The sequence below is a fragment of the Dellaglioa sp. CoH-55-MRSF-8 genome (genome assembly GCF_056782195.1).
Genome location: NZ_JBXAYH010000049.1, coordinates 1 through 581 on the forward strand (window position 1 = coordinate 1; position 581 = coordinate 581).

The window sequence follows — 581 nt, forward strand, 5'->3', positions numbered from 1 at the left end:
TACCAAGGCAGTGTCCTACGGCACCTATCTGGTGTCGCTGCTGGGTAAATATTGGGTAGAGAATGCACCGAGCCCGGGTCCGCTGGTCCTAAAAGTACATGGGACCCAAGCACGGCGCGCTGTCCTCAATATGCATACGACGTTTGATGTCCAGTTTCAGGATGGTTTTGTGGTCGGCGGCGATCACAGCTCTGTTCCTCCATCAACGACCGCAATCATCAAGGCTGCAAAATGACAGTACTACGAAATATACAGACGGATCGACATTACAGCGCATGGCTAGATGACGATACGGGTGAGGTGCATGCTTCGCTTATCAGCGATACGTCGATGAGCCCGAGAGCGCGACTCACGATCAATCAACCGGGTTTGAATCTGGAGCCCGTATTGAAGTTCGTGCTTTACGAAGTGGACACGCGACCGCGTTTGACGATCCATGTCGAAGACGGTGCGGCGCTTGCGCTGGCCATGCTTCTTGGCTCTATGGCCGAAAGCGAAAACCCTATCGTGGTCGAAGCGTGGACCCGACTGAAGTTTGAGCTTACGGCTTGGAATTCTACGGCCACTGGCCACCGGCAATC

Annotated in this window: 2 protein-coding genes; both read left to right on the plus strand. The window is 54.2% G+C overall.

All coding sequences use genetic code 11. The features are described from left to right. Positions 1–235 (plus strand): hypothetical protein (locus tag AC1RPW_RS07820; RefSeq protein WP_438451022.1); only part of this gene is annotated, 235 nt, incomplete at its 5' end. Beyond that, positions 232–581, plus strand: a 350-nt coding sequence (locus AC1RPW_RS07825) for a hypothetical protein (protein WP_481769415.1), incomplete at its 3' end; no start/stop codon positions are given. The genes AC1RPW_RS07820 and AC1RPW_RS07825, both read left to right, overlap by 4 nt.